At 63.7% G+C, this 24,973-nt stretch carries 23 protein-coding genes; 18 read left to right on the forward strand and 5 right to left on the reverse strand.

Annotated features, from left to right (window positions below):
* The first annotated feature begins 716 nt into the window (after positions 1-716).
* From PCO31010_RS27115 to gloA, 16 genes are all read left to right on the forward strand, one after another.
* Positions 717-839 carry a hypothetical protein gene (locus PCO31010_RS27115; protein WP_257125706.1) on the forward strand — a complete coding sequence of 41 codons (123 nt, stop codon included), beginning with the start codon at positions 717-719 and terminating at the stop codon, positions 837-839.
* Complete coding sequence (locus PCO31010_RS25165) at positions 836-1,615, forward strand: metal ABC transporter ATP-binding protein (RefSeq protein WP_150666660.1); 780 nt, start codon at positions 836-838, stop codon at positions 1,613-1,615. The genes PCO31010_RS27115 and PCO31010_RS25165 overlap by 4 nt, the downstream gene beginning before the upstream one ends.
* Complete coding sequence (locus PCO31010_RS25170) at positions 1,612-2,475, forward strand: metal ABC transporter permease (protein ID WP_150666661.1); 864 nt, start codon at positions 1,612-1,614, stop codon at positions 2,473-2,475. The genes PCO31010_RS25165 and PCO31010_RS25170 overlap by 4 nt, the downstream gene beginning before the upstream one ends.
* A gap of 11 nt (positions 2,476-2,486) precedes the next feature.
* Positions 2,487-3,440, forward strand: a complete 954-nt coding sequence (locus tag PCO31010_RS25175; protein WP_150666662.1) for a metal ABC transporter solute-binding protein, Zn/Mn family — start codon at positions 2,487-2,489, stop codon at positions 3,438-3,440.
* A 237-nt stretch (positions 3,441-3,677) separates the two neighbouring features.
* Positions 3,678-5,021 (forward strand): tRNA (N6-isopentenyl adenosine(37)-C2)-methylthiotransferase MiaB, encoded by a 1,344-nt coding sequence (gene miaB, locus PCO31010_RS25180; protein WP_150666663.1) that lies wholly within the window; start codon positions 3,678-3,680, stop codon positions 5,019-5,021.
* Between the two features lie 50 nt (positions 5,022-5,071).
* Complete coding sequence (locus PCO31010_RS25185) at positions 5,072-6,148, forward strand: PhoH family protein (RefSeq protein WP_174985168.1); 1,077 nt, start codon at positions 5,072-5,074, stop codon at positions 6,146-6,148.
* Positions 6,145-6,657 (forward strand): rRNA maturation RNase YbeY, encoded by a 513-nt coding sequence (gene ybeY / locus PCO31010_RS25190; protein ID WP_150666664.1) that lies wholly within the window; start codon positions 6,145-6,147, stop codon positions 6,655-6,657. Before PCO31010_RS25185 ends, ybeY begins: the two co-directional genes overlap by 4 nt.
* 80 nt (positions 6,658-6,737) lie before the next feature.
* Positions 6,738-7,373, forward strand: a complete 636-nt coding sequence (locus PCO31010_RS25195; protein ID WP_246184771.1) for a gamma-glutamylcyclotransferase — start codon at positions 6,738-6,740, stop codon at positions 7,371-7,373.
* Between the two features lie 185 nt (positions 7,374-7,558).
* Positions 7,559-8,434: a CorC family transporter gene (locus PCO31010_RS25200; RefSeq protein ID WP_150666666.1), complete on the forward strand. Its 876-nt coding sequence runs from the start codon at positions 7,559-7,561 to the stop codon at positions 8,432-8,434.
* Between the two features lie 24 nt (positions 8,435-8,458).
* A complete protein-coding gene (gene lnt, locus PCO31010_RS25205) occupies positions 8,459-10,006 on the forward strand; it encodes an apolipoprotein N-acyltransferase (RefSeq protein ID WP_246184770.1) in 1,548 nt (515 codons plus the stop codon).
* A gap of 206 nt (positions 10,007-10,212) precedes the next feature.
* The gene (gene glyQ, locus PCO31010_RS25210) at positions 10,213-11,163 is read left to right on the forward strand and encodes a glycine--tRNA ligase subunit alpha (RefSeq protein WP_150666668.1); all 951 of its coding nucleotides are present in this window, start codon (positions 10,213-10,215) and stop codon (positions 11,161-11,163) included.
* Positions 11,160-13,280 carry a glycine--tRNA ligase subunit beta gene (gene glyS / locus PCO31010_RS25215; RefSeq protein ID WP_150666669.1) on the forward strand — a complete coding sequence of 707 codons (2,121 nt, stop codon included), beginning with the start codon at positions 11,160-11,162 and terminating at the stop codon, positions 13,278-13,280. The genes glyQ and glyS overlap by 4 nt, the downstream gene beginning before the upstream one ends.
* Before the next feature lie 27 nt (positions 13,281-13,307).
* Positions 13,308-13,892, forward strand: a complete 585-nt coding sequence (gene gmhB / locus PCO31010_RS25220; RefSeq protein ID WP_150666670.1) for a D-glycero-beta-D-manno-heptose 1,7-bisphosphate 7-phosphatase — start codon at positions 13,308-13,310, stop codon at positions 13,890-13,892.
* Between the two features lie 120 nt (positions 13,893-14,012).
* Positions 14,013-14,789, forward strand: coding sequence for a lysophospholipid acyltransferase family protein (locus tag PCO31010_RS25225; RefSeq protein WP_150666671.1), 777 nt, complete (start codon positions 14,013-14,015; stop codon positions 14,787-14,789).
* Positions 14,790-14,876: 87 nt separating this feature from the next.
* Positions 14,877-15,779: a M48 family metallopeptidase gene (locus tag PCO31010_RS25230; RefSeq protein WP_150666685.1), complete on the forward strand. Its 903-nt coding sequence runs from the start codon at positions 14,877-14,879 to the stop codon at positions 15,777-15,779.
* 117 nt (positions 15,780-15,896) lie between these two features.
* On the forward strand, positions 15,897-16,298 hold the full coding sequence (gene gloA / locus PCO31010_RS25235; RefSeq protein WP_150666672.1) for a lactoylglutathione lyase: 402 nt from the start codon (positions 15,897-15,899) through the stop codon (positions 16,296-16,298).
* A gap of 111 nt (positions 16,299-16,409) precedes the next feature.
* On the opposite strand, the gene PCO31010_RS25240 is transcribed toward gloA, so the two are convergent.
* Positions 16,410-16,856, reverse strand: a complete 447-nt coding sequence (locus tag PCO31010_RS25240; protein ID WP_150666673.1) for a rubredoxin — start codon at positions 16,854-16,856, stop codon at positions 16,410-16,412.
* 307 nt (positions 16,857-17,163) lie between these two features.
* On the opposite strand from PCO31010_RS25240, the gene PCO31010_RS25245 reads away from it, so the two are divergent.
* Positions 17,164-18,054, forward strand: coding sequence for a DMT family transporter (locus PCO31010_RS25245; RefSeq protein ID WP_150666674.1), 891 nt, complete (start codon positions 17,164-17,166; stop codon positions 18,052-18,054).
* Here the strand turns inward: PCO31010_RS25245 and rsmA are convergent.
* The 4 genes from rsmA to PCO31010_RS25265 are packed head-to-tail and all read right to left on the reverse strand — an operon-like array spanning position 18,029 to position 23,714.
* Entirely contained in the window at positions 18,029-18,862 is an 834-nt protein-coding gene (gene rsmA, locus PCO31010_RS25250) for a 16S rRNA (adenine(1518)-N(6)/adenine(1519)-N(6))-dimethyltransferase RsmA (protein ID WP_150666675.1), read from the reverse strand. The genes PCO31010_RS25245 and rsmA overlap by 26 nt on opposite strands.
* Positions 18,863-18,872: 10 nt before the next feature.
* Positions 18,873-19,985, reverse strand: a complete 1,113-nt coding sequence (gene pdxA / locus PCO31010_RS25255; protein WP_246184772.1) for a 4-hydroxythreonine-4-phosphate dehydrogenase PdxA — start codon at positions 19,983-19,985, stop codon at positions 18,873-18,875.
* 5 nt (positions 19,986-19,990) lie between these two features.
* Entirely contained in the window at positions 19,991-21,358 is a 1,368-nt protein-coding gene (locus tag PCO31010_RS25260; RefSeq protein ID WP_150666677.1) for a peptidylprolyl isomerase, read from the reverse strand.
* Entirely contained in the window at positions 21,351-23,714 is a 2,364-nt protein-coding gene (locus PCO31010_RS25265) for an LPS-assembly protein LptD (RefSeq protein ID WP_150666678.1), read from the reverse strand. Before PCO31010_RS25265 ends, PCO31010_RS25260 begins: the two co-directional genes overlap by 8 nt.
* Positions 23,715-23,877: 163 nt before the next feature.
* Between PCO31010_RS25265 and PCO31010_RS25270 the strand changes: the two genes are divergently transcribed.
* Entirely contained in the window at positions 23,878-24,963 is a 1,086-nt protein-coding gene (locus PCO31010_RS25270) for an aminoglycoside phosphotransferase family protein (protein WP_150666679.1), read from the forward strand.
* Positions 24,964-24,973 lie beyond the last annotated feature (10 nt).

Consider the following 24,973-nt stretch of genomic DNA (forward strand, 5'->3'; position numbering starts at 1 on the left):
AAACAAAAAAACTGTCGCTAGATATTTTCCGCAGCGCTAAGCATTCTCGATAACCCGCATCCCGCAAGGGTTTCCGCGTGTTCCGCACACACTCTACGCAATGCGCATGTCGCACGAGATAGGTCGAATTTCGAGCGACTTTTGCAGCCACCACCCACGCATTGCGCACTCGGGTTTGCCTGCATTAAGAAACATTTGAGACATTCGTTTATTTATTCAGTATTCCTATTTATCTCATCGAATTTCACACGCCGACGAGATGCGTCGCGTGCAATGTTTTCTGGAAAAAAAGTGGGCGGCCCAACGACGTCGACGACAGCGAAGACGTGGGCGCGAAGGGGATGCTTTCCTGTCGAAGCGTCGCGGCTGCGCGAAGTCGCGAAGGTCGTGCGACTGGCTTGCTCTGGAGCACGCGTGTCGCAGATGGAAAGTCGACTACGGACGAATGTCTTGACGGACGAACCTCCTCCTTGCAAATTGGCGATCTCTGGAATGAAGCGAACAACGTGCCAGACGACCGCGCTTGAAATCCATGTTACGCCCGTTCGCCAAAATCTGCTGCGCGGATATGTAACGCGATGTGACCCCACGCCCACCCGGCGCATCTTCGCTCTGGCCCCGACGTCACCGCGCCAGGAACGATTCGTGCAATAATGCAACTTTGTTGCATTTATTACACAGTTGCAAACTGTGTGCGGGCGTCGCCCCATCTGTCCATGATTCGCTTCTCCGTTTGGCTTTACCGTCTCGCAGGCTGGGAACGCACGGCGCTCACGCTGCTGGTGCTCGTCCCGCTTTGGGCGCTCGTTTACTGGGCGCTGAAAGGGGTCGCCCCGTGATCGGTTGCCAGAATCTCTCGGTCCGCTTCGGGCCGAACGTCGCGCTGGAAGACGTAAGCGCCATGTTCGCGCCCGGCGTGCTGTCCGCGGTCGTCGGACCCAACGGCGGCGGCAAAACCACCCTGCTGCGTGCGCTCGCCGGGCTCCAAAAGGCCACGACGGGCAAGATCGTCAGCGACGGCCCCGTGGCCTATCTGTCGCAACGCCCCGAGACCGACCATCGTTTTCCGATGTGCGTTGAAGAATACGTGCTGACCGGTACGTGGCGTCGCACGGGCGATGCCCGTCGCCTCGGCCGCGACGAGTTCGACCGCGCCCTCGACGCCCTCGCCCGTGTGGGCCTCGCCGACAAGCGCACACAGGCGCTGGAAGCCTTGTCCGGCGGGCAATGGCAGCGCGCCCGCTTCGCTCGCCTGATCGTCGAAGACGCGCCGATCGTTTTGCTGGACGAACCGCTGACCGGCATCGATGTACCGTCGGCGGAACTGTTGCTGGCGTTGCTGGATCAATGGCGCAACGAGGGACGCACCGTTGTGACCGTGCTCCACGATTTGCCGCTGGTGCTCGAACGCTTCGCGCACGTGGCCGTGATGGCCGGACGTCTGGTGACGTCGGGCACACCGGCGTCCTGCCTTCAGGGCGGGTTCCCGTCGGTGGACGGCGCGGCCGGGGGCGCCCATCCGGGTCTTTCCACAGCAGGCGGCTATACCGCGTTTGCCGCCACGCCACCGTCGATTACCGCTGCGCCGGTCACGTTTCCCGGAGGCCGTCGATGAGCGCGCTGCTCGATCTCGTCATTGGCCCGTTCGCGGAATTCGACTTCATGCGCCACGCGCTGGTCGGCAGTCTGGCCCTGTCGCTGGGTTGCACGCCCGTGGGCGTATTTTTACTGCTGCGCCGCATGAGCCTGATGGGCGACTCGCTGTCGCACGCGGTGCTGCCAGGTGCGGCGGTCGGCTATCTGATCGGTGGGCTGTCGCTGCCGTGGATGGCGGGCGGTGGCATGATCGCGGGCCTGCTCGTGGCGTTGCTCGCCGGTCTGTCGAGCCGCCGTACCCGGCTGGATGAGGGCGCATCGTTCGCGGGCTTCTATTTACTGGCGCTCGCAGGCGGTGTGGTCATCGTGTCGAAGTGGGGCAACAGCGTCGATCTGATGAACCTGCTGTTCGGCTCGGTGCTGGCGGTGGACGACCCGTCGCTGATACTCGTGGCGGCCATCACGACCGTCACGCTGCTGTGGTTTGGCTGGCACTATCGCGGTCTGGTGCTCGACAGCGCCGATCCGACCTTTCTCGGCCAGGGCCAGGGCAAGAGCGTGATGCGCTACCACCTGGGCTTTACCGTGCTGACGGTCATGAACCTCGTCTCCGGTTTCCAGGCGATGGGCACGCTCATGGCCGTGGGCCTGATGATGCTGCCGGCGGCCACCGCCCGGCTCGTCTCCCGTACGCTGCCCGGCATGCTGCTCACCGCATGGCTGGTGGCCAGCGCGTCGAGCGTGATCGGGTTGCTGCTTTCGTACTATCTGGCTTGCCCCTCCGGGCCGGCCATCGTTCTGACGGCAGGCGTCGCCTATCTGGGCGCGCTGCTGGTTTCGCCTGGCGGTGCCAGTACGGCCAAGGCGTCTGCGCTTTAAGAGAGGAAAACATGTTCGGATTGGGTCTTGGGGGCAGCAACGCGTCGCGCAGCAAATCGTGGCTCGGCGCGGGTCCCTTTGCAGTTTTCGCAGTGATTTTTGCGCTTTTCCTCGCCTTCGCCAGCCCGGCGCGCGCGCAGGACACGCGCCTGCCCGTCAGTGCCAGCTTCAGTATTCTGTCCGACATCGTAAAGGCCGTCGGCGGCGACCGCGTGGACGTCACCACGCTCGTCGGCCCCGATCAGGACACGCACACCTATGAGCCGACCCCGGCGGATGTCGCCAAACTCTCGGGCACGAAGCTGTTCTTCGTGAACGGTCTGGGCTTCGAAGGCTGGCTGCCCCGCCTGATGAAGTCGAGCCACTACCCCGGCGAGCTGGTCACGGTCACGAAGGGCCTCAAGGCCCGCACGATGGTCGACGATGGCAAGACGGTGACCGATCCGCACATGTTTCAGGATCCCGAGCGCGTGAAGACGATGGCGGACAACATCGCCGCCGCCCTCTCGAAGGCCGACCCGGCAGGCGCGAACTACTATGCGGATCGCGCCAAAAACTATCGCGGCGCGCTCGACGACCTGATCGTCTGGGCCAACAAGCAACTGGCCCCGATTCCGCAGTCGCGCCGCGTGGTGCTGACCTCGCATGACGCCTTCGGCTATCTCGGCCAGCGTTTCGGCATCAAGTTCCTCGCGCCGGAAGGCGTGTCGACGGAAAGCGAAGCCAGCGCCAAGGACGTCGCCAACCTGATCCGCGTAATCCGCCGCACGGGCATCAAGGCCGTCTTCATGGAAAACATCTCCAATCCGCGTCTGGTGCAACGCATTGCGCACGACGCGAAGGTGACCGTGGACGGCAAGCTGTACTCCGACGCCCTGTCGAAGAACCCGGAAGCGACGACCTACCTTCAGTTGTTCCAGTACAACATCCGGGCGCTCGCCGCTGCGATGAAGGACAACCGGTAATCCTCCCGGCGCTGCCACGCTCCCCCTCGGTGCACGCGGTATAATGCGTGCACCACACACCGGCCCCGCTACGGAGGTCCGGACAGGCCGGCCATGCCGGCTTTTGCGTTTGGGTCGTCGCTTTTGGCCGTCAAATTTCTTGCACGACCGAAGACTGACCTTTTGAACCCCTGAAACATCCGGCAACGGACAAATACGGACGCCCCCAGGTTAACCACTGCGAACGGCGCACATTCAATGGCAAAGAAGATTTACATCAAGACGTTCGGCTGTCAGATGAACGAGTACGACTCCGACAAGATGGCGGACGTGCTGGGCGCAGCCGAAGGTCTCGAGAAGACCGACACCCCCGAAGACGCCGACGTCATCCTCTTTAACACCTGCTCCGTGCGCGAAAAGGCACAGGAAAAAGTGTTCTCGGATCTGGGCCGCATGCGCGCCCTCAAGGAAATCAAGCCGGATCTGGTGATCGGTGTCGGCGGTTGCGTCGCCAGTCAGGAAGGCGCGGCCATCGTGCAACGCGCCCCTTACGTGGACGTGGTGTTCGGCCCGCAAACGCTGCACCGCCTGCCCCAGATGCTCGAAGCGCGCCGCTCGACCGGCCGTTCGCAAGTCGACATCTCCTTCCCCGAAATCGAGAAATTCGATCACCTGCCGCCCGCCAAGGTCGAGGGTGCTACGGCGTTCGTCTCGATCATGGAAGGCTGCTCGAAGTATTGCAGCTACTGCGTGGTGCCTTACACGCGCGGCGACGAAGTCTCGCGTCCGTTTGAAGACGTGCTCACCGAAATCGCCGGGCTGGCCGAACAAGGCGTGCGTGAAATCACGCTGCTGGGCCAGAACGTGAACGCCTATCGCGGTCTGATGGCCGACGGCGAGATCGCCGACTTCGCGCTGCTCATCGAGTACGTAGCGGAAGTGCCGGGCATCGAACGCATTCGTTACACGACGAGCCATCCGAAGGAATTCACGCAGCGTCTGATCGACACCTACGCCAAAGTGCCCAAGCTCGTGAGCCACCTGCACCTGCCGGTGCAGCACGGCGCCGACCGCGTGCTGTCGGCCATGAAGCGCGGCTACACGGTGCTGGAGTACAAGTCGATCATCCGTCGCCTGCGCCAGGTGCGCCCGGAAATGTCGATGTCGTCGGACTTCATCGTCGGCTTCCCCGGCGAGACGGAAGAGGATTTCGACAAGCTCATGGCCATGATTCACGAGATCGGCTACGACACCAGCTTCTCGTTCATCTACAGCCCGCGTCCCGGCACGCCGGCCGCGAACTTGCAGGACGACACGCCGCGCGAAGTGAAGCTGCGCCGTCTGCAACACTTGCAGGCCGTGATCGAAGAGAACGCCGCACGCATCAGCCAGAGCATGGTCGGCTCGCGTCAGCGTATTCTTGTCGAAGGCGTGTCGCGCAAGGACCCGAACGAGCTGCAAGGCCGCACCGAGAACAACCGCGTGGTCAACTTCCCGGCCCCCGAGGCACAGCGCGCAGCGCTGATCGGGCAGATGACCGACGTTGTGATCACCTTCGCGTATCCGCACTCGCTGCGCGGCGAACTGGTCACCACGCACTGAACGACGCAGCGAACATCGAACGACCTGAACAGGCAACCGACCGGATTATCTTGAAAGCACCCGTCCAAGAATTCACCGCCCCGCGCGACGACAATCGCCGTCTGGCCAATCTCTGCGGCCCGCTCGACGAGAACCTGCGTCAGATCGAGCAGGCGCTCGACGTCTCGATCACCCGCCGTGGCCATCGCTTCTCGATTCGCGGCAAGAGCGCCGCCGTCGCCACGCAAGCCCTCGAGAGTTTCTACAACCGCGCGACCGAAGCGCTGTCCGTCGACGATATCCAGCTGGGTCTCGTGGAGACGCGTCAGGGGCTGGCGCCGACCGTGCGTCATGGCGACGACAATCCGTTTGCCGCCGGCGAGACGGAAGACGGCTCGCCCGTGCTGCACACGCGCCGCAGCGACCTGCACGGCCGCACGCCCGCACAGCGCGACTATCTGAAGCAGATCCTCTCGCACGACGTGACCTTCGGTATCGGCCCGGCCGGTACCGGCAAGACGTATCTGGCGGTGGCCTGCGCCGTCGACGCCCTTGAGCGCGACGCCGTCAAACGCATCGTGCTCACGCGCCCCGCAGTGGAAGCGGGCGAGCGTCTGGGTTTCCTGCCGGGCGATCTCGCGCAGAAGGTCGATCCGTATCTGCGTCCGCTGTACGACGCGCTCTACGATCTGCTCGGCTTCGACAAGACGCAGAAGTACTTCGAGAAGCAGATGATCGAGATCGCGCCGCTCGCGTACATGCGCGGCCGTACGCTCAATCACGCATTCATCATTCTGGACGAGGCGCAGAACACCACGCCCGAGCAGATGAAGATGTTCCTCACGCGTATCGGCTTCGGCAGCAAGGCCGTCGTGACCGGCGACACCACGCAGGTCGACCTGCCGCGCGGCCAGAAGAGCGGCCTGATGGAAGCGCAGGTGATTCTGAAGAACGTGCGCGGTATCGCCATGACCCGCTTCACCAGCGTCGACGTCGTGCGTCACCCGCTGGTCGCACGCATCGTCGAAGCGTACGACGAACATGCGCAGCATCTGGAAGCCGGGCTGGACCTGCCTGCGTCGGAACAAGGCCGCGAGCGCGGCTCCCGTGGGCCGCGTGAACCACGCGCTGCTGGAGGCAAGGCATGAGCGAGCGGGCCGTGCGCCACGCGCTCACGCTGACGAGCCAGTTCGTCGCGGGCCCGGCGTTCGCGTCGCACAAGGTGCTGCTCACGCGCACTGCGGTACGTCGCTGGGTGCAGGCCGCGCTGCTGGCCGACGCCGAGCTGACGCTGCGCTTTGTCGACGCCGACGAAGGCCAGACGCTCAATCGCGGCTATCGCGGCAAGGACTACGCCACGAACGTGCTGACGTTCGCCTATGCACAGGACGAAAGCGATCCCGTGACCGGCGACATCGTGCTGTGCTGCCCGGTGGTCGAGCGCGAAGCGAACGAGCAAGGTATTACGCTCGAAGCCCATTACGCACACCTGATCGTGCACGGCGTGCTCCACGCGCAGGGCTACGATCACGAGGAAGACGACGAAGCGCAGGAGATGGAAGGCCTGGAGACGGAGATTCTCGCCGGACTGGGCTACGCCGATCCCTACGCATCCGAGAAGTCGCAGTCCCAAAAATCAACTTCCCGCCGCACCTGACCGAGACCCGACTGAACCGTATGGAACGCATTCCGGACCGACCGACCGCCCCTGAAGCGCCTGAAGCTCCCCAGGCCAGCATGTCGAGCGGACCGGGATGCGACCGGTACCCTCCTGACCTCGGCGTTTCCCGGCACCTGAGCCCGGAAGAAATGAGCGAATCGCTCGACGCCGCGCTCGTCGGCTGGGACGGCCTTGAAGACCTCTGGATCTTCGCCTACGGCTCCCTCATCTGGAACCCCGGCATGCCCGTCGAAGAATGCCTGCGCGCCCGCGTGCACGGCTATCACCGGGGGCTGTACCTGTGGTCGCGCGTCAATCGCGGCACGCCGGAGCAGCCGGGACTCGTGCTGGCGCTCGATCGCGGCGGTTCGTGCGCCGGTGTGGCCATGCGTCTGGCCGCAAAGCACGTCCGCACGGAATTCGAAACGCTCTGGTATCGGGAAATGGCGATGGGCTCCTATCGTCCGATGTGGCTGAATTGCCAACTGGCCGACGGCCGCACCAAGCCCGGCCTCGCCTTCGTCATGCGACGCGAGGCGGCGAGCTACGCGGGCCGTCTGCCCGACGCCATCGTCCGTCAGGTATTCGATCAGGCGCAGGGACGCTACGGCACCACGCACGACTACGTCACCCGGACGGTCAAGGCGCTGCGCGAAGCGGGCATGCCCGACCCCGCGCTCGAAGCGGTGCTGCGCCGCTGCGAGGCGAAGTAAGTTCCAAAGTGAGCGCACCACAATGCAGCATCCGGCGCGCTGAAATGTCCTGAAATATGCACAGCGTTGTGCGTGTCGCCCGAAGCGTTGCAATGCAGTCGACCTGACGCGGTAATGCCGCACATCTGGTGTATCCTTGAGCTTCCTGTAACAGCTCGGCGTCCGCCCAACTTGGACGCGCCGTCATGAACGACCCTTATCCCAGTCGACCCGGTCCAAAAAAAACCGACAAACCTCGCTCTCTGCTCGAACGCCTCACCGATCTGATTTCCCCGGAGCCGGAGTCGCGCGCAGAGTTGCTCGAAATTCTGCAAGACGCTCACGCCCGTAACCTGATGGACGCCGATTCTCTGGCGATGATCGAGGGCGTATTCCAGGTGGCCGATCTATGTGCCCGCGACATCATGGTGCCGCGTGCGCAGATGGACGCCATCAACATCGAACAGACCCCTGAAGAATTCATGCCGTTCGTGCTGGAACAGGCGCACTCGCGCTATCCGGTCTATGAGGGCAATCGCGACAACATCATCGGTATTCTGCTCGCGAAGGATCTGCTGCGTTACTACGCCAATCACGACTTCGACGTGCGCGACATGCTGCGCCCGGCCGTGTTCATTCCGGAGTCGAAGCGTCTGAACGTGCTGCTGCACGACTTCCGCGTCAATCGCAATCACATCGCCATCGTCGTGGACGAATACGGCGGCGTGGCCGGCCTCATCACGATTGAAGACGTGCTGGAGCAGATCGTCGGCGACATCGAAGACGAGTACGACTTCGACGAGGAAGAAGACAACATCATCGCCGCGCCCGATGGCTCGTATCGCATTCGTGCGCTCACGGAAATCGAGCAATTCAACGAAGCGTTCGGCACGCAGTTTGTCGATGCCGAAAACGACACGATCGGCGGTATGATCACGCACCAGTTCGGCCGTGTGCCGCGCCGTGGCGAACGTCTGCGCATCGGCAATCTCGTGTTCGAAGTGCTGCGCGCCGACGGCCGTCAGGTCCACATGCTGCTGTTGCGGCGCGTGGAGCCGGCACCCGCCGTTCAGCCCGAGTAACTCACTCATCGATCCATGCAGGAAATGACCGTCCACGCGCCCGAGCGGCGCTCGTGGCCGGCCTGGCGTGCCCGTGCGCTCGCCGGTCTGGCCGGTATCGCACAAACGCTGGCGTTCGCGCCACGCGACCTCTGGTGGCTGCAATTGCTCGCGATGGCGGGGTTGTTCGCGCTCGTCGAGCGCGGCGGCTCACGACGTAACGCCCTCTGGCTGGGCGGCAGTTTCGGCCTCACCTCGTTCGTCTCCGGCATCTGGTGGCTCTACATCAGCATGCACACCTACGGCGGCATGCCCGGTGCCATGGCCGGTGCGGCAGTCGTTCTGTTCTCGATCTATCTGGCGGTTTATCCGGCGCTCGCCGCGTTCGTCACACGTGCCGTGCCTGCCACCGGCCCGTGGCGTGCGCTGGCCTTCGCCGGGGCCTGGACGCTCGCCGAATGGCTGCGCGGCACCGTCTTCACCGGGTTCCCCTGGCTCTCGCCCGGCTACGCCCATGTCGACGGCCCGCTCGCAGGCTTCGCCCCACTGCTCGGCGTGTACGGCATTACCGGCCTCGCTGCGCTGGCAGCGGCCATGCTCGCGCGAGCCCTGCTGCCCGTCGTCGCGACGACGGCGGCGGCGCGTCGTCTCGCCGCTGTGATCGGCGTACTGGCGCTGCTGGGCGTGGGCGTCGGTCTGTCGCGTCACGAATGGACCACACCCTCGGGCAAACCACTGACCGTTCGGCTGCTTCAGGGCAATATCCCGCAGGACATGAAATTCGAGCGCGCGGGCATCGATCACGCCATGGCGCTTTATCGCGACATGATCCTGGCCGCACCGGCCGATCTCATCGTGACGCCGGAGACGGCGTTCCCCGTACTGTTGCAAGGCATTCCGACGGACGTCGCTGCACCGATCCGCGAGTTTGCGGACCGCACTGGCTCGCACGTCGTGCTAGGCGCGGTCGGCGCAACGATCACCGATCGCGGCCCCACCGACTTCACCAACAGCCTGTTCGGCGTCACGCCGCGCGACCAGACGCTCTACCGCTACGACAAACACCATCTCGTGCCTTTCGGCGAGTTTGTGCCGTGGGGCTTTCGCTGGTTCGTCGACATGATGCACATCCCACTAGGCGATTTCCTGCGCGGTAGCGCCACGCCGAGCGGCTTCCCAGTGCGCGACCAGCGTGTCGCGATGAACATCTGCTACGAGGATTTGTTCGGCGAGGAAATCGCGCAGGCCCTGCGCAACATGCCGGAACCGGCCACGGTGCTCGTGAACTCGACCAACCTCGCGTGGTTCGGCGACACCATCGCGCTCGATCAGCACTTGCAGATCGCCCGCATGCGCACGCTTGAGACGGGACGCCCGATGCTGCGTGCGACGAACACCGGCGCGACGGCGATCATCGATGCGCATGGCCACGTGCAGGGGCGTCTGCCCGCGATGACGGTCGGTGCGCTCACGGGCAACGTCCAGCCTTACACCGGGCTCACGCCGTACGTGCGCTTCGGTAATGTGCCTGCGCTGGTGCTCGCGCTCGTCGCGCTGGGCCTCGGTCTGGCCATGACGCGTCGCTCGCGCTAACCGGCAAAACGGCCAGCGTCGCATCGTCAAAACGACACAGGGGGACGTGAAAATCCCCCTGTCGTGCCACCCCGGGGCCATCGGCGCCCCGTTCGGGTCGAATTCCCGCTAAAATTCAACGTTTTAGTCTTTTGGCCGCGCTCGCGGCCGGGCCGAAAGACTGCGCAAAATCCGCATTTTTTCCTGTTCGTCCGCGCGAATTCATCATGCTTACCTTTCAACAAGTCATCCTGACGTTGCAGGATTACTGGGACAAGCAAGGCTGTGCGTTGCTCCAGCCTTACGACATGGAGGTCGGCGCCGGTACCTCGCACACTGCCACGTTCCTGCGCGCGATCGGCCCGGAGCCGTGGCGCGCCGCCTATGTCCAGCCGTCGCGCCGTCCCAAGGATGGCCGTTACGGTGAGAACCCGAACCGCATGCAGCACTACTACCAGTACCAGGTGGTGCTCAAGCCGGCCCCGGAAAACATCCTCGACCTGTATCTGGGCTCGCTGCGCGCGCTCGGTCTCGATCTGACCCAAAACGACGTGCGCTTCGTCGAAGACGACTGGGAAAACCCCACGCTCGGCGCCTGGGGTCTGGGCTGGGAAGTGTGGTTGAACGGCATGGAAGTCACGCAATTCACCTACTTCCAGCAAGTGGGTGGCCTCGACTGCAAGCCGGTGCTCGGCGAAATCACGTACGGCATCGAGCGTCTGGCGATGTATCTGCAACAGGTCGAGAACGTCTACGACCTCGTATGGACCGAGTGGGAAGAGCAAACGGTCGACGGCCCGGTCAAGCGCCGCCTGACTTACGGCGACGTGTTCCATCAGAACGAAGTGGAACAGTCGACGTACAACTTCGAGCACTCGAACCAGCCGATGCTGTTCAGCTTCTTCGACAACTACGAGAGCGAAGCCAAGCGTCTCATCGAAGCCGAACTGGCGTTGCCCGCCTACGAGATGATTCTCAAGGCCGCACACACCTTCAACCTGCTCGACGCGCGCGGTGCCATCTCGGTGACCGAGCGCGCGGCGTATATTGGCCGTATCCGCGCGCTGTCGCGCCTGATTGCACAGGCCTACTACGCTTCGCGCGAAAAGCTCGGCTTCCCGATGCTGAACGCCCCCGCCGCCCCGAACAAAACATCAGTCAAAACGCAACCCGCATGATGAGCACCGCACAACGCACCCTGCTGGTCGAACTGCTGACCGAAGAACTGCCGCCGAAGGCGCTGGCGCGTCTGGGCGACGCGTTTGCCGACGGCATCGCCAACGGCCTGCGCACGCGCGGGCTCACCACGCACGCCAGCGTCGTCACGCCGTTCGCCACGCCGCGCCGTCTGGCCGTCTCGATCACGAACGTGCTCGACCGCGCCCCGGACGCCACCATTCGCGCCAAGGTGCTGCCGGTGTCCGTCGCACTCGACGCCAACGGCAACCCCACCCCGCCGCTCGCGAAGAAACTCGCGGCGATGGGCTTCGCCGACCTGCCGGTCGCGAGCCTGGAGCGCGCGATGGATGGCAAGGCCGAAGCCTTCTTCCACACCTACACCGCTGCCGGCGCCCAACTGGCCGACGCGCTGCAAGCCTCGCTCGACGAAACGCTCGGCAAGCTGCCGATTCCGAAGGTCATGAGCTATCAGCGCCCGGATGGCGAGACGGTGCAGTTCGTGCGTCCGGTGCACGGCCTGATTGCGCTGCACGGCGACACGCTCGTGCCCGCAACGGCCATCGGTCTCGCCTCGGGCAACAAGACGCTGGGCCATCGCTTCCTGTCGAAGGGTGAGGTCACCGTCGCCAATGCCGACGCCTACGCCGCCACGCTTGAGACCGAAGGTAAGGTCGTAGCGAGCTTCACGGGCCGTCGCAACGCGATCCGCACGCAACTGCTCGCCGCCGCCGGTAACGATCACGTGGTGATGCCGGACTCGCTGCTCGACGAAGTGACCGCACTCGTCGAATGGCCCGCGATCTACGCCTGCCACTTCGAGAAGGAATTCCTGGCAGTGCCGCAGGAATGTCTGATTCTCACGATGCAGACGAACCAGAAGTATTTCGCGCTCACCGACAAGCCGCTGGCCGACGGTGGCCGTCTGACGAACCGCTTCCTGATCGTCTCCAACATCGAGACGGGCAACCCCGAGCAGATCGTGACGGGTAACGAGCGTGTGGTGCGTCCGCGTCTGGCCGATGCGAAGTTCTTCTTCGAGCAGGACAAGAAGAAGCCGCTGGCCGATCGCGTGCCGCTGCTCGCGAACGTCGTGTATCACAACAAGCTGGGCTCGCAGTTCGAGCGCACGCAGCGTCTGGTGAAGCTCGCCGGTGCGATCGCGCACATGATCGGCGCAGATCAGGATGGCGTGAAACTCGCCGAGCGCGGCGCACTGCTGGCCAAAGCCGACCTGCTGACCGACATGGTCGGCGAGTTCCCCGAATTGCAAGGCACGATGGGCACGTACTACGCACGTCATGACGGCGAAGCGGCCGACGTCGCGCTGGCCTGCTCGGAACACTATCAGCCGCGCTTTGCTGGCGACGCCCTGCCCACCAGCACCACCGGTACGGTGGTGGCACTGGCCGACAAGCTCGAAACGCTGGTCGGTATCTGGGGCATCGGCCTGCAACCGACGGGCGAGAAAGACCCGTTCGCGCTGCGCCGTCACGCACTGGGCATCGTGCGTATGCTCATCGAGAAGCGTCTGCCGGTGATGCTGCCGGAGCTGCTGAACGTCACGTACAAGCAGTTCACCACGGGCGTGGCCGATTCCGCTTACCTGAACGACGTCTACCAGTTCGTGCTCGACCGCCTGCGCGGCTACCTGCGAGAGCAGGGTTATGCCGCCAATGAGATCGAAGCGGTGCTGGCCGATCACCCGAAGTATCTCGGCGATCTGATCGAGCGTCTGGATGCCGTGCGCGCCTTCTCGGCGCTGCCGCAAGCCGAAGCCCTTGCTGCGGCGAACAAGCGTATCGGTAACATCCTGAAGAAGACGGCCCCGCCGGCCGACGGCACGATTTCGCCGGACCTGCTGCTGGAATCGGCCGAGAAGTCGCTTCACGCTGCCCTCGAAAAGGTCACTCCGGTGGTCGAGCAGAAGTTCGAAGCACGCGAGTACGCGCAGGCGCTCTCCGCGCTGGCCGAGCTGCGCGATGCGGTCGATGCGTTCTTCAACGACGTGATGGTGATGGCCGAGGAGGACGCGTTGCGCAACAACCGCCTCGCGTTGCTCAAGAACCTGCACTTCCAGATGAACCGCGTGGCCGATCTCTCGAAGCTCGCCGCCTGATGTTCCAACGAGTCAACTGAGCTACTCATGGATTCGCGCAAAGATCGCACCCTCGGCCCCGCCGCCCGAAAACTCGTGATTCTCGACCGGGACGGCGTGATCAACGCCGACTCGGATCAATTCATCAAGTCGACGGACGAGTGGGTGCCGCTGCCCGGCAGTCTCGAGGCCATCGGCCGGCTGAATCAGGCCGGATACCGTGTGGTCGTCGCGACGAACCAGTCGGGTGTGGGGCGCGGTCTTTTCGACATGGCGACGCTCGGTGCGATGCACGCGAAGATGTCGAAGCTGGCGGCGGCCGCCGGCGGACGCATCGACGCCGTGTTCTTCTGTCCGCATACCTCGGTGGATGCCTGCGACTGCCGCAAGCCCAAGCCCGGTCTGTTCCAGGAAATCGCGCGACGCTACGAAGTCGACCTGACCGGCGTGCCGGCCGTGGGCGATTCGCTGCGCGATCTTCAGGCGGCTGCGGCCGTGGGCGCGCAGCCGCATCTGGTGCTCACCGGCAAGGGCAAGAAAACGCTCGCCGCAGGCAACCTGCCCGACGGTACGCGCGTGCACGATAGTCTGGCGGCGTTCGTCAACGATCTGCTTGCCGACGAGGACGCGTAACCCCACTCGCTATCGCACAACGACCGCCCTGCCCTCGCTAAACTGCCGCCCCGCCGCGCGTACGATGACGCGGTCACGCGCAAACCTCGCGAAGGCGATCGATTCCAGGCCCGAAACCCCATGCGTCAACTCCGCTCGATTCTCTTCTTCATCTTCCAGATCGTCTGGACGATTCCGTACGCCATTGCGTGCATCTTGTCGTTCCCGTTCCTGTCGCGGGTGCAGCGCTACTGGTTCGCGGTGGGCTGGTGCAAAGTCGTGATTTGCGTCGGCGACAAGCTCTGCGGGATTCGCTATCGCGTGATCGGCTGGGAAAACCTGCCCGATACGCCTGCGATCATTCTGTCGAAGCATCAATCGGCATGGGAGACGGTGGCACTGCCAGCGCTGATGCCGCGCCCGCTGTGCTTCGTATTCAAGCGTGAGTTGCTGTACGTGCCTTTCTTCGGCTGGGCACTGGGCCTGCTGAGCATGATTCACATCGATCGCCGCAAGGGTACGGATGCCTTCGCATCGGTCGTGAAGCAAGGGCGCGAGCGTCTGTCGGAAGGGTCGTGGATCATCATGTTCCCGGAAGGTACGCGTACGAAAACCGGCTCGCGTAACAAATACAAGTCGGGCGGCGCGCGTCTGGCGACCGCGACCGGCGCGCCGGTCGTGCCGATTGCACACAATGCCGGACGTGTCTGGCCGCGCAACTCGTTCATGAAATTTCCCGGGGAAGTGATCGTCTCGATCGGTCCGGTCATCGAGACGGCAGGCCGTACGGCCGAAGCCGTCAACGCCGATGTCGCCGAGTGGATCGAGCGCGAGATGATACGTATCGACCCCGCTGCTTATACGTCGAAGCCGAGGGCGAGCGCGTCTGATACCTCCGACGCGACGCCCCGGACCTGACTGCGCCTCACGCGAGACCGTCTCATGTCGAAAGCCCAACCCGCCACACGCGATAGCCGCTCCCGGCATGAGACCCCTGCACCCCAGATGGAACTCGATCTGTTCGGCAGCCCTGCGGCCGAAGCCAACGGTGTCGCCACCGACGCCCCGTTAGCTTCGACCGGACCTGCCACGACCGGCGCGCCCGCTCACACTGCGGCGCCCACAGCCCTCGCGAGCGATTCCGCATCGCTCGCCCCCGGTGCCGGACCGCGTCGCGCACCCGCGCCGGGCGAGCGCGTCATCATGCTCGACGGCCACGCGCTCTACTACCGTTTCAAGCGCTCCTCGCGCCGCACCATCGGCTTCATGATCGACGAATCGGGGCTGGCCGTGACCGCCCCGCGCTGGGTCACGATTGCGGACGTGGAAGCCGCCGTCGTCGAGAAGAAGCGCTGGATCTTCAGCAAGATCGCCGAATTCCGCGAACGCGCCGCGCGCCGGGTGATTCCGCGTGTGACGTGGGTCGACGGCGCATCGCTGCCCTACCTGGGCCACACGCTGACAGTCCGTCTTGGCGGACGCTCAGGTGCCGCGCAGTACGACATCCACACACACACGCTGTGGCTCGATCTGCCGCCGCAAGCCGCCCCCGAACAGATGCGCGACCGTGTACAGGGCTGGTTGCAGCAGGAAGCACGCAAGCTCTTTACGTCGCGCCTCGACGTCTACGGCGAGCGACTGGGTGTGCGCTACACCGCGCTCGGGCTGTCGTCGGCGACGACGCGCTGGGGGAGTTGCAGCGCCGACGGACGCATTCGCCTGAACTGGCGACTGATCCACTTCCCGCTGGGTGTGATCGATTACGTTGTGGCGCACGAACTGGCGCATTTGAAGGAGATGAACCACGGGCCACGCTTCTGGCAGGCCGTGGCGTCGATCTTCCCGGAGTTCGAAGCCGCCCGCGATACGCTCAAATCACATGCGCCCGAGTGGTTGCCTGAATTCTGAGCGAACGTCGCAAGGCTCTACATCAAAAGCAAAAAATTTCTCAACGCAACATGAATGATGCTCATTTTCATGGTCGCGGGTACAATTGACTGTCGTTGTCCCCACACTGAAAACACCATGCGAATGCTCCATACCATGCTGCGCGTCGGCGACCTGCAGCGCTCGATCGATTTCTACACGCGCGTGCTCGGCATGCAACTGCTGCGTCAGAGCGAGAACCCAGAGTACAAGTACACGCTGGCGTTCGTCGGCTACGGTGCCGAGTCGGAAAACACCGTCCTCGAACTGACGTACAACTGGGGCGTGGAAAAGTACGAGATCGGCACCGCGTTCGGCCATCTGGCTCTTGAAGTCGATGACGCCTATCAGGCATGCGACACGATCCGCGCCGCAGGCGGCAAGATCTCGCGCGAAGCTGGCCCGGTCAAGGGCGGCACCACGGTCATCGCGTTCGTGGAAGATCCGGACGGCTACAAGATCGAGCTGATCCAGAAGCATTCGAGCAAGGGCAGTCTGTAAGACGAGCGCTTGCACGATTGCGCTGCCCGATGAGCCTGATGCGCCTCATGTGCCTGATGTGACAGCGGCCGCCCTAGGGCGGCCGTCGTTTTTTTAAGCACGCGCGATGCTTCAGAACTCTACCATCGCGAAGTCTTCCTTACCCACGTCGCACAGCGGGCACCGCCAGTCGTCCGGCACATCTTCCCAGCGCGTGCCCGGGGCAATGCCGTCTTCCGGATATCCCGCCGCTTCATCGTAGATCCATCCGCAAATCACACAGACCCATTGGCGCGATGCTACGTCGGTTGCGCAAGTCGTTTCGTCGGGCGCGTGCATTGCGGCACCGTCGTCGCTGAGCGTATCGGACGTCGTCGCACCCGGATCCGGCAACGTGAAGACCAGCGGGGATTCCGTGCCTGAGGCATCTGTCGCCGGACGGCTCAGATGCGCTTGCAGTGCATCGAGCAGTGCCTGCGCTTCGTCGCGCGTGAGATCGACCCAGTAGGGATCGCCAGCGCCGTCGTTGAGTCGCGACGGGGAAAACTGCAATTCGACGGCAGAGCCTTTCTTGTACATACGTGAGTGCTGAATTTGAAGCAAAAAGCGGTGAAAAAGATGGCTGAGCGATGACTGCGGCTTTGCTCTACGAAGGACGAAAGCCGCCTCGCGGAGCATTGTATCGGTGCGACAGTGCGCAATAAACGGGGGAGACGGGGACATATTGTCCCGCGCGACGAGACAATCGCACCCGGACAGACGAACGAACGCCCACAAAGATTACCCGCGCTGACGGCATCGGTTTGATGCGTTGAGTATCAGGATCGGTGACAATGACCGCTTCTGCGCGTCGCGCCTACGATGCATCGTCATCCGAATTAATTCCATGAAAACCACACCGCGTCCGATCGATGTCACAGCGCTCGCCATCATGCTGGGGCTGTGCATGGTCTGGGGAGGTCAGCAAGTTGCCGTCAAACTGGCCGTGCCGGTCGTGCCCGCCGTCTTACAGGCCGGACTGCGTTCCGTCGTGGCGACGGTGCTTGTCGGTGCGTGGATGCTGTGGCGACGTCAGCGTCTGATCACCGGCGACGGCACGCTGCCCGCAGGCATTCTCGCGGGCGCGCTGTTCTCGCTCGAATTCCTCTGCATCTTCGTTGGCCTCACGCACACGACCGCGTCGCGCATGGCGGTGTTTCTGTACTCGGCCCCTTGCTTCACCGCGATCGGACTGCACTGGACGGTGCCCAGCGAACGGCTGCGGCCCATGCAATGGCTCGGCATGGCCATCGCATTTTGCGGTATCGCCGTGGCGTTCTCGGACGGCAGTGGCGCAGATCTTGCCACCACGTGGCCCGGCGATCTGCTGGCCATTCTGGCCGGTATCTTCTGGGGGATGACGACGGTCGTCGTGCGGGCTTCGCGTCTGGCGAGCGCCGCACCGTCGAAGACATTGCTGTACCAGTTGGCCGTCTCGGCAGTGCTGCTGTGCGCGCTGGCGCTCGCGACAGGCAATGTGCAAATCGGGCCGATGACGTCGACCATCTGGATCAGCCTCGTCTACCAATCCATCGGTGTGGCCTTCGCGAGCTATCTGATCTGGTTCTGGTTGCTCACGCGGTACAGCGCCGCCCGACTCGCATCCTTCTCGTTCCTCAGCCCGCTGTTCGGGGTGACGTTCGGCGTGCTGATTCTCGGCGAATCGGTCGGTTGGCGCTTTGGCTGCGCCGTCGTCCTCGTCTTCGCCGGGATCAGCCTTGTGAACCGGCGCCGCTGATCGCGCGTGACAGGTTCACGTATTCGTCGACCGGCACATCTTCGGCACGACGCGTGAGGTCGAAGCCGAGCGCGTCGAAATCGACACGGTCGCGGTAGCTGTGCAACGTGTTGCGCAGCATCTTGCGACGTTGCGAAAACGCCTGAGCCACCACCGCTTCGAACACGTCGAGATCGACCTGCGGCAGATCGGCCACGGCGCGCGGAATCATCCGAACGACAGCGGAATCGACTTTCGGCGGCGGATTGAAGGCGTCCGGCGGTACGTGCAGCACCTTGTCCATCCAGTAACGGTACTGAAGCATGACCGACAGGCGGCTGTAGTTGCTTGAACCGGCCGGGGCCACCATGCGCTCGACCACTTCGTCCTGCAACATGAAGTGCTGGTCACGTACGAGCGCCGCGTAGCGCATCAGATGGAACAGCAGCGGGCTGGAAATGTTGTACGGCAAATTGCCGACAATGCGCAGCGGCGCTTCGTCGCGGCGGTCTTCCGGGACGAGCGCGCCGAAATCGAAGTCGAGGGCGTCGCCAGCGTGCACGCTCACGCGCTCGCCGAACTTGCGCGTCAGACGCACGACCAGATCGCGGTCGAGTTCGACCACGTGCAGATGCGCCAGCCACTCAGTGAGCGGTGTCGTCAGTGCGCCAAGGCCCGGGCCGATTTCGACCATCAGGTCGTCGGTACGCGGCGAAATGGCGCTGATGATCGAATCGATCACGCCCATGTCGACGAGAAAGTTCTGACCAAAACGTTTGCGCGCCACGTGGCCCTGTTGGACGCCCGTGCGCTTCGATGCGCTACTCATGTGAAATTCCTTAGGAACGCGGCGGCGTGGCGTGCGGATCGACGCCCGCGCCGGCGGTCAATTGTGCGGCTGTCGACGCATGTAACGCAGCGTTCGCCGCCATCGTCGCCGCGGTGCGCAGCGCTTCGAGCAGGCTGCCGCTCTCGGCTTGTCCCGTGCCAGCGAGGTCGAGCGCGGTGCCGTGATCGACCGATGTCCGGACGATCGGCAGCCCAAGCGTGATATTCACGCCCGCGCCGAAGCTCGCGTATTTGAGCACCGGCAAGCCCTGATCGTGGTACATCGCGAGCACCGCATCGGCGCCTTCGAGATGACGGGGCTGAAACAGCGTGTCGGCGGGATAGGGACCGCGTGCATCGATACCGGCGGCGCGTGCGTCGTCGAGCGCGGGGGTGATGACGTCGATCTCCTCGCGCCCGAGATAGCCAGATTCACCGGCGTGCGGGTTGAGTCCCGTCACGAGAATACGCGGGCGCGTCACCCCGAAGTGACGCATCAGATCCTGATTAAGGATGATGAGCGTTTGCAGCAGATCGTCGCGACGAATCGCGCCGGGCACCTGCGCGAGCGGCAAGTGCGTGGTGGCGAGCGCCACACGCAGCCCGCCGCCTGCGAGCATCATCACGACACGCGGCGTGCCCGTGCGCTCGGCCAGATACTCGGTGTGTCCGGTAAACGCCACGCCGCAGTCGTTGATCGTGCTCTTCTGCAACGGCGCAGTCACGATCGCATCGTACGAGCCCGCCATGGCACCGTCGATGGCATCGTCCAGCAGCGCCAGTACGTAGCGGCCGTTGGCAGCGTCGAGCTGTCCTGGCGTCACGGCGGCTGCCAGCGGATGGTGCGACACGTGCACGCGTCCGCTGTCGAGCAATGCCTGCCAGGCGTCGCCCAGCCCGACGGCTTGCGCGCGTGCGGCGAGCAACGACGCGTCGCCGAGTACGGCAAAGCGACAGTTGGCTATCGAAGGATCGGGGGAAGCGGTCGCGAAAACGGCCGCAGAAGCGGCCGCCGGTGCCGGTGCCGAAGAAAGGCACTTGACCAGTGCCTGCACCGTCAATTCCGGCCCGACCCCCGCCGGTTCACCGGTGGTGATGGCGAGGACGAAGGACCGGTCGGACATCATGCTCACTGCTGCGCGTTGCTCAGGCGGTAGTCGACGTAGGCACTGTCACGCAGTTGCTGCAACCAGTCGCGGTACTGCTGTTCGGCCTTGCGGCCGCGCAATTCCTGCATGGCGAGGTTACGTTCCTGATCGCCCGAGACCTGCGACTCGCGATGGCCCAGCACCTGAATCAGGTGATAGCCATATTCCGAACGCACCGGGTCGCTGATCTGACCGTCCTTGAGTTCGGACATCGCGCGCTCGAATGCGGGAACCGTCTCGCCCGGCGAAATCCAGCCGAGATCGCCACCTTGCGAAGCGGAACCGTCCACCGACACCTGACGCGCGAAGTCGGCAAAGTCGCCCTTGCCTGCTTCGATCTGCGCCTTGATGTCGAGCAGCTTCTGACGTGCCTGCGCTTCCGAGACACCGTCGCCCACGCGAATCAGGATGTGACGTGCGTGGATCTGCGGCACGGTCATGCCCTGATCGCCGCCCTGCTTGCGCGTGTCGACCAGTTTGATGACGTGAAAACCGTTGTTGCTGCGAAGCACTTGCGGCACAACGGTGCCCGCTTGCAGCTTCTGCACCTGATTGAGATACAGATCGGGAATACGTTCGGGAATGCGGAAGCCCATGTCGCCACCGCTGGCGGCATCGGAAGCATCCGAATACTGCTTTGCCAACGCCGCGAAATCGCCACCGGCCTTCGCCTTGTCCAGCGCTTCGGTCGCCTTCTTCTGCGCTGCGCTGACCTGGTCCGGCGTCGCGCCGTCCGGCAGTTTCACGAGAATCTCGCTCAGGCGGTATTCCGTCTCGGTCGGTGCGGCATTGGCGCCACGCTGCGCGGCGAGGTATGCGTTGATTTCCGAGTCGCTCACTTGCACCTGGCTGTCGACTTCGCGATCGCGCAGGCGCGCCATGATGATCTGCTCGCGCACTTCCTTGCGGAAGGCGTCCCACGGCACACCGGCCTGAGCCAGACGCGCCTTGTACTGATCGACGCTCAGACGGTTGTCGGCGGCGATGCGCTGCAAGGCCTGTTCGACGTCGGCGTCCTTCACGACAATGCCGCCTTCCTTGGCGCGCTGAAGCTGCACCTGCGTGACGATCATCTGTTCGAGCACCTGACGCTGCAACAGGTCGGCGTCCGGAATCGGGCGCTTGGAGAGCGTCAGTTGATGCTTGGCCTCCTCGATACGCGTGTCGAGCTCCTTGCGGGTGATCACGCTGTCGTTGACCACGGCGACGATGGAATCGACGGCACGGGCGGACGACGCGGGTGCACCTGCGGCTTTGGCGCTGACCGGCGCCGGCTGCGCAACCGCCACCCCGGCGGCGAGACACAGGCCCGCCAGCAGCGAGGCACGCTTCACAAACATGTCATTCATAGTTGCTGAATCGAGAAGGAATCTGGTTCGTCGGCGGCGGCTGGTAACCCGGCACCCCGACCTTGAAGGCTTCTGTGGCGCTGTTGCCCGACTTGGTCAAGCCCTTCAACTCCAACTGCGCGAAAACGCGCGAAGTTGTCGTGGTGGCGTTGGTCGCATAGCGCTGGAGCCCAATCCGGAAGGCCCAGCAGTCGGCATCATACTCGAAACCCGCCAGGGCATCGATGAACGTCTTGTCCGTAATGCTGTAGTTCAGACGGCCCACAATGCCGAATCGCGGTGTGATCGGCCACTGCCCCGAAAGTTCGATCTGGTTGATCGGCGTGACGGTCAATGCGGTTTGGCCCACGACCGGCGGCGGATTGCGCAGGTAGCGGTAATACAGGTTGAACACCTTGCGCTCGCCCGGACGCCACGTCACACCGACGTCCGACCGGTTGAACTGCGACGTGCTCGGGCTGTACTGCACGGCGGTGCTGAACGTGATGTTCGAATACAGCAGCGCCGAGCCGCCCACCAGGAAGTCCGAGACCCCGGCGTCTTCGGGCACACCGCCCGGCATCGTCACGCGCGATTGCTGAATGTTGTAGCGCTGCGCATACCAGACACGCCCGCGCTCCACGCCGGTCTCGGCATCGATCAGGCGGGACGTCAGCGCAGCGGTGACACGGTTCGCATCCTGAATGCGGTCGACGCCGATGAACGAGTTTTCGCTGAAAATTTCCGCGAGGTTGAAGTCGGCGACCGCACTGTCGAAAATCGGAATCGAACTCTGATTGCGGTACGGCGTGTAGACGTAGAACAAGCGCGGTTCCAACGTCTGCTTCATCGCCGTGCCGAACAACGTCAACGGACGCTCGAACGTCAGACCGGTATCGAGACTGACGGTCGGCAACGTACGCGTAATCGACGACTGCATCGTCGATCCGTTCGGATAGTCCACGTTGTACGCCGCAGCGGTGAACATGACCTTCGGAACGATGAAGTAGCCCGGCGTCAGAATCGGATAGCTCAGCGTCGGCTGTGCGTAGATACGCTCGCCGTTCGGCGAGCCCGTCCACGAGGCGATCTGGAACCGGTTGTACTTGATCGGCATCGTGAAATCGAAGCCGTGGAAATCCAGCTTGTTGTACGTCGCCGAGAGTTCAGGCACCGACTCGTACTGCGGCGAGCTGGGGGCCAGCGTCTGATACTTCAGCACGCGCGCCAGGAACGACCAGTCGCCGTAACTCCAGGTGAGGCCCGCTTCGCGGTTGTACACGCGCTGCACGCCGGTCTGGAAGTTCGTGCCGGAGCCGAAATCGTCCGGATAGGTATCGTCCGAAACCTTCGTGAAGTTAACGTAGGCGTTCACACCGTAGCCGAGCGACTGGCTGTGCTGCCACGTAAACGTGTAGCGGGCGTCGCCCGTGACACGGTCCTTCGGCAGGTATTCGATGTGGAATAACCCGGAATACGTCGGTTCCAGGTAACGGAAGTCGGCGATGCCCATCACGCCGCGCTTGGTCATGAAACGCGGGGTGATCGTCAGATCGCGGTTCGGCGCGATATTGAAGTAGTACGGCGTGGCGAGTTCGAACCCGGTACGGCTCGACTGCGTAAACGTCGGTGCCAGGAAGCCGGAACGGCGCTCGTTGGACGTTGGGAAAGACAAATACGGGCTGGCGAGAATCGGCACGCCCTGGAAGAACAGGATGCCGTTGTAGGCCGTGCCTTCCTGCTGGTCCTGATCGAACTCGAATTCGGACGCCTTGATGTACCACGCAGGCGTCTTGCCATCTTCCTCACAGGTCGCGCAGCCCGAGTACGTGCCGCGTTGCAGCGTCACGACGTTATTGCCTTCGACATCGGCGCGCTCCGACTTGCCGCCGCCGCCCGTCACGAGCCGGTAAGTCGGCGTGAGCATATAGCCGTCGCCCGCCCCCGTATACATATGCGCTTCGGGGCCGATGAACAGGTTGCCGCCCTGCGACAAACGCGCGTTGCCGTGCGCCACCACTTCGTCCGTGTCCTGATCGTACGTCAGGCGATCGCCTTTCACGAACGAGCGGTACTTGCGCGCTTCGGCGTCACCGTCGACGGTGGCGTCCACGTTGGTCCGGCCGGTGAGGGCCATGCCGCGCACGTACATCGGCACGTCGTCGCCGCCGCCGAGCGGGTTGTCGACAAGCGCCGGCACCGTGCGCAGCATGAGGCCATCGCTCTTGGCGATATCGGGTGGGGGAGCTTCCTGCGCACCGGCGAGCGAACACCACACTCCCGGCAGGGAGAGCAGCAGCGCCAGTGGCTTGCGTCGCGTGCGCATCATGCGCCGCAGCGACGAGACTTCATTCGTATGGACTTGTTTATCCGGCATGTACGCAAACAGCGAGACAATCGTGGCGCCGCTTGCGGGCAGCCAATCCCGCTTGTCCAGCCGGCTTCACCGGGACATTCGGGACGGTCGATCGAGGTCGAGAAACAGGGCGTCGGGAAAACATGATCGGGTATTATATGGCAAGACGTTTACGGCCCCCACCATGACCGCACAACCCAGCACCTCCGCGAGTGTTTCCAACGCTTCCAGCGAACTCTTGAACACCTCCGATCCCCGCCTGCAAGCCCTTCACCACTGGCTCTCCGGTCTGTCCTCCGAGTTCTCGCTCGACATGGCGAACTGGGCACCGGCGTCGGCCGACGCAAGCTTCCGGCGCTACTTCCGCATTGGCAGCCACGCCCCCGCGCATCCGAGCCTGATTGTGATGGACGCGCCGCCCCCGCAAGAGGATTGCCGTCCTTTCGTGCACGTTGCGCAGTTGCTTGAGGAAGCCGGGCTGCAAGCGCCGAAGGTGCTGGCCGAGGATCTCGCGCAGGGTTTCCTGCTGCTCACCGACCTCGGGCACGAAACGTATCTCGATGTCCTGACCGAAGACAACGCCCGCCCGTTGATGCGCGCCGCACTCGACGCGCTGATCCTCTGGCAGAAAAGCTCGCGCACCGACGTGCTGCCCGCCTACGACACCGCACTGCTCAAGCGTGAACTCGATCTGTTCCCCGACTGGTACATCGGCAAGCATCTGAAGGTCGAACTGAGCGAGTCGCAGCGCGCCACGCTCGATCGCATCAATCAGTTGCTTATCGACAGCGCGCTCGCACAGCCGAAAGTCTTCGTGCATCGCGACTACATGCCCCGCAATCTGATGCCGGGCCTGCCGGGCACTACCGGCCCGGGCATTCTCGATTTTCAGGATGCCGTCTACGGCCCGCTCACCTACGACGTCATCTCGCTCATGCGCGACGCCTTCCTGAGCTGGGACGAAGAACGTCAGCTCGACTGGCTCGCCTATTACTGGGAACGGGCACGCAAGGCCGGTCTGCCGGTCGACGCCGACTTCGGCGAGTTCTACCGTCAGGCCGAGTGGATGGGACTGCAACGTCACCTCAAGGTGCTGGGCATCTTCGCGCGCATCAACTATCGCGACGGCAAGCCCCGCTATCTCGCCGACACCCCGCGCTTTCTCGACTACGCCCGCAAGGTCGCCGACCGCTATGCGCCGCTGCGTCCGCTGGCGAAGCTGCTCGACGAGCTGACCGGCCAGCAGGTCGACGTCGGCTACACGTTTTGAGGCATCGCCC

Source organism: Pandoraea commovens (assembly GCF_902459615.1).
In the GTDB taxonomy this organism is placed as follows: Bacteria; Pseudomonadota; Gammaproteobacteria; order Burkholderiales; family Burkholderiaceae; genus Pandoraea; species Pandoraea commovens.

What these genes read in the sequence shown, in the direction of transcription:
- PCO31010_RS27115 (WP_257125706.1), top strand. Translation starts at nt 717, where the DNA reads ATGATTCGCTTCTCCGTTTGGCTTTACCGTCTCGCAGGCTGGGAACGC.
- PCO31010_RS25170 (WP_150666661.1), top strand. Translation starts at nt 1,612, where the DNA reads ATGAGCGCGCTGCTCGATCTCGTCATTGGCCCGTTCGCGGAATTCGAC.
- PCO31010_RS25175 (WP_150666662.1), top strand. Translation starts at nt 2,487, where the DNA reads ATGTTCGGATTGGGTCTTGGGGGCAGCAACGCGTCGCGCAGCAAATCG.
- miaB (WP_150666663.1), top strand. Translation starts at nt 3,678, where the DNA reads ATGGCAAAGAAGATTTACATCAAGACGTTCGGCTGTCAGATGAACGAG.
- ybeY (WP_150666664.1), top strand. Translation starts at nt 6,145, where the DNA reads ATGAGCGAGCGGGCCGTGCGCCACGCGCTCACGCTGACGAGCCAGTTC.
- PCO31010_RS25195 (WP_246184771.1), top strand. Translation starts at nt 6,738, where the DNA reads ATGTCGAGCGGACCGGGATGCGACCGGTACCCTCCTGACCTCGGCGTT.
- PCO31010_RS25200 (WP_150666666.1), top strand. Translation starts at nt 7,559, where the DNA reads ATGAACGACCCTTATCCCAGTCGACCCGGTCCAAAAAAAACCGACAAA.
- lnt (WP_246184770.1), top strand. Translation starts at nt 8,459, where the DNA reads ATGACCGTCCACGCGCCCGAGCGGCGCTCGTGGCCGGCCTGGCGTGCC.
- glyQ (WP_150666668.1), top strand. Translation starts at nt 10,213, where the DNA reads ATGCTTACCTTTCAACAAGTCATCCTGACGTTGCAGGATTACTGGGAC.
- glyS (WP_150666669.1), top strand. Translation starts at nt 11,160, where the DNA reads ATGATGAGCACCGCACAACGCACCCTGCTGGTCGAACTGCTGACCGAA.
- gmhB (WP_150666670.1), top strand. Translation starts at nt 13,308, where the DNA reads ATGGATTCGCGCAAAGATCGCACCCTCGGCCCCGCCGCCCGAAAACTC.
- PCO31010_RS25225 (WP_150666671.1), top strand. Translation starts at nt 14,013, where the DNA reads ATGCGTCAACTCCGCTCGATTCTCTTCTTCATCTTCCAGATCGTCTGG.
- PCO31010_RS25230 (WP_150666685.1), top strand. Translation starts at nt 14,877, where the DNA reads ATGGAACTCGATCTGTTCGGCAGCCCTGCGGCCGAAGCCAACGGTGTC.
- gloA (WP_150666672.1), top strand. Translation starts at nt 15,897, where the DNA reads ATGCGAATGCTCCATACCATGCTGCGCGTCGGCGACCTGCAGCGCTCG.
- PCO31010_RS25240 (WP_150666673.1), bottom strand. Translation starts at nt 16,856, where the DNA reads ATGTACAAGAAAGGCTCTGCCGTCGAATTGCAGTTTTCCCCGTCGCGA.
- PCO31010_RS25245 (WP_150666674.1), top strand. Translation starts at nt 17,164, where the DNA reads ATGAAAACCACACCGCGTCCGATCGATGTCACAGCGCTCGCCATCATG.
- rsmA (WP_150666675.1), bottom strand. Translation starts at nt 18,862, where the DNA reads ATGAGTAGCGCATCGAAGCGCACGGGCGTCCAACAGGGCCACGTGGCG.
- pdxA (WP_246184772.1), bottom strand. Translation starts at nt 19,985, where the DNA reads ATGTCCGACCGGTCCTTCGTCCTCGCCATCACCACCGGTGAACCGGCG.
- PCO31010_RS25260 (WP_150666677.1), bottom strand. Translation starts at nt 21,358, where the DNA reads ATGAATGACATGTTTGTGAAGCGTGCCTCGCTGCTGGCGGGCCTGTGT.
- PCO31010_RS25265 (WP_150666678.1), bottom strand. Translation starts at nt 23,714, where the DNA reads ATGCCGGATAAACAAGTCCATACGAATGAAGTCTCGTCGCTGCGGCGC.
- PCO31010_RS25270 (WP_150666679.1), top strand. Translation starts at nt 23,878, where the DNA reads ATGACCGCACAACCCAGCACCTCCGCGAGTGTTTCCAACGCTTCCAGC.